Source organism: Komagataeibacter intermedius TF2 (genome assembly GCF_000964425.1).
Classification (GTDB): domain Bacteria; phylum Pseudomonadota; class Alphaproteobacteria; order Acetobacterales; family Acetobacteraceae; genus Komagataeibacter; species Komagataeibacter intermedius.
On record NZ_BANF01000399.1, the window covers coordinates 1 to 2,302 of the forward strand.

2 protein-coding genes and 1 pseudogene are annotated in these 2,302 nt (G+C 47.3%); 2 read left to right on the forward strand and 1 reads right to left on the reverse strand.

The window, feature by feature from the left end; translation table 11 throughout:
- Nucleotides 1-422 precede the first annotated feature (422 nt).
- Nucleotides 423-1,175 (forward strand): hypothetical protein, encoded by a 753-nt coding sequence (locus tag B7449_RS17715; RefSeq protein ID WP_039733942.1) that lies wholly within the window; start codon nucleotides 423-425, stop codon nucleotides 1,173-1,175.
- Between the two features lie 218 nt (nucleotides 1,176-1,393).
- Complete coding sequence (locus B7449_RS17720) at nucleotides 1,394-1,918, forward strand: hypothetical protein (RefSeq protein WP_141654878.1); 525 nt, start codon at nucleotides 1,394-1,396, stop codon at nucleotides 1,916-1,918.
- A 291-nt stretch (nucleotides 1,919-2,209) separates the two neighbouring features.
- Here B7449_RS17720 and B7449_RS23840 read toward each other — a convergent pair.
- A pseudogene (locus B7449_RS23840) lies at nucleotides 2,210-2,302 on the reverse strand (type II toxin-antitoxin system mRNA interferase toxin, RelE/StbE family); the annotation flags it as partial.

The following is a 2,302-nucleotide window of genomic DNA, read 5'->3' on the forward strand; positions in this document are numbered from 1 at the left end:
GCGAGGAGGCTGATGGTATCCATGCCTTCACCGCTGGCCGCTCCAGTCCCCTACGTCAAGAAAAACCGGCAATGGTCTGCTATTGGAGAAGTCTGACTGCTCTTCCCATATCCGAGATGAGGCGACTGCCGCCTGTCTGCTTCTGTATCACTGAGCAGACAGGCAAGTCAGCGGGGGTAGCGGAATGTCTGCTTCTAGGCGCAATGCGGCTTAAATGATCATGAAACACTGGAGGCACAAACTGGTGACACGCTCATATTGACGGTTTCGCTCTTTGGATGTAATAAATTTTAGGGTGATGGTGTAATGGAAACACGCCTCTTTGGAGTCTATCCGGGTTCGATTCCCGGTCACCAAAACGTATTTGTGAGTACGCTTTGGTGACCGGGAGGCATACATTCTCAATGTAACGGATATAAAAAATGCCCGCTACCGATGCGGTTCTCTATAAAGCTCATGTAAAGAACCTTCGTGCTCTAGAAGCAGGGCTTTCTGAGATTAAGAGGGACTTGAACAGGGCGATTGCAGACGAGAACATAGCGCTTACTGAAACCCTGAAGAAATTGTATTTATTTTTAGCTGGCGCGTGGGCAGAGTGCCGTTTAAAGAAACTTATGTACGAGACTTCTGGATTTAACGGTGCGCAACGTGCGTTAATCTCTGCGGAAAGATCTCAAGCTGATCGGTGGCAGAAGTCCTTAGAACTTGGATTTCGCAAACGGTATGGGCTTCCTCGTGCTCCCCTATCAGACAGGACGCTCTCGGCAACCGCTTGGTTCAGATTCGCAGCCACAAGACAGATTATAGCAGAAAATCTAGAGCCTTTGATTGGATTAAGGAATACTCTAGCTCACGGCCAATGGGCGAGACCGTTGAATTCGGAAGAGACGGATATCTCTAGCGTTCTAATCGCTCAGATGAACCAAGAGAACGCGCTCACTGTCAAATTTAAATTACAGCTTATTACTAGTATGGCTGAACTGATTCACGATCTAATCGCATCCAGATCATTTGAGCGGGATTTCGATATCCACTACGGTTTAGTGACAACAGCACTTACAAATCTGCAAAAACGCTCCTACGCGAAATGGCAACAATCTATGATTGAAAAAAAGCGAAGGGGTAGAGCTAAGCGAGACACTGCTATTGTTGCCTATTCCCGTTCTCCTGAATAAGCAGGATTTTAACTCGCAATTGATAAGATAGATTTTATTAAGGGGCCGAATTTAATCGGTAGTCGGTCATTCAATATATGAAAAAAAGACAATAAAATGCCCATGTCTGCTTTCTGTAAAGCGTTTGAAATCATCAAGAGTCCAGTTTGAAAGGCGATTGCCGCGCTCTCTCCGGGAATAGTATGAGCATTCGGCGATAATGGCAGGAAGATGAAGTGGTGTCATACAAGGACCAACTTGAAGTAATAGGAGCCACGCTCTACGTCGTGCAGGTTGCCGAGAGGATCATTGCGGAAGCAATCATCATGGTGCTTCCGGACGAGCAGCCCAGAACGCGCGGAGACATTGAAGCATTGTCTGATAAGGTCCGAAAACACACGCTAGGACAGTTGCTCAAGCGGGTTCGATCGAAAATAGATGTCAGCGATGAATTCGATTGTCGGTTAAACGCGTTTCTAACCGATCGGAATACCTTTGTACATCATCTGCTTGAAGTTGAGGGCGGGACCTTACCGCCTCCTGGGCCACGTCCAAAAACGCGCGATCTGGTATTAAGGCTCTACGAAAACTCTAGATACGTGATGCGAATATTTGGAGATCTTATCATTCGTTGGGCGGATGCCGTGAAGTTGGACGGGCCCCGGATTCAGGCTTTTCGTGGCATCGTTGGTGAGGAGCATCTCGGGATTTCGAACGATGTTTTTTTAATAAAGACACCACCTGATATTGCTACTGGCCATTGATTTAGCAACCTTTTCGTCCCCCCCCAGCTAACGTCACCTTTCGTGTTTTGCCCAGGAGTCGGCGCTCGTTGGGTAAGGTGGATGAACGTCCCAGATATCGAAACCTGCCGAAGAACGTAATTGCCCTAGTAACGTCTGATTTTCCCAATTTTTGCTTCAGACCGGACAGGAACTTTCGGCCAAACTCAGCGGTAGAGCTTTGAATTAATGATGTCCGCTATGCGGAAAGCGATGAAATATCCTGAACGTCTGAGAAGACGGCGGGAGCTGACTTTCTACCAGATAGTAAATTCACTCTGCCCGTTTCGATGCTAATTCATAAATCTCATTATCGGCTCTACGGCCAACGGCAATTACATAGATGACGATCCGTTCGTCGATGAC

Bases quoted from the DNA above. Each gene is read 5' to 3' on its own strand.
- B7449_RS17715 (WP_039733942.1), top strand. From the start codon at position 423: ATGCCCGCTACCGATGCGGTTCTCTATAAAGCTCATGTAAAGAACCTT.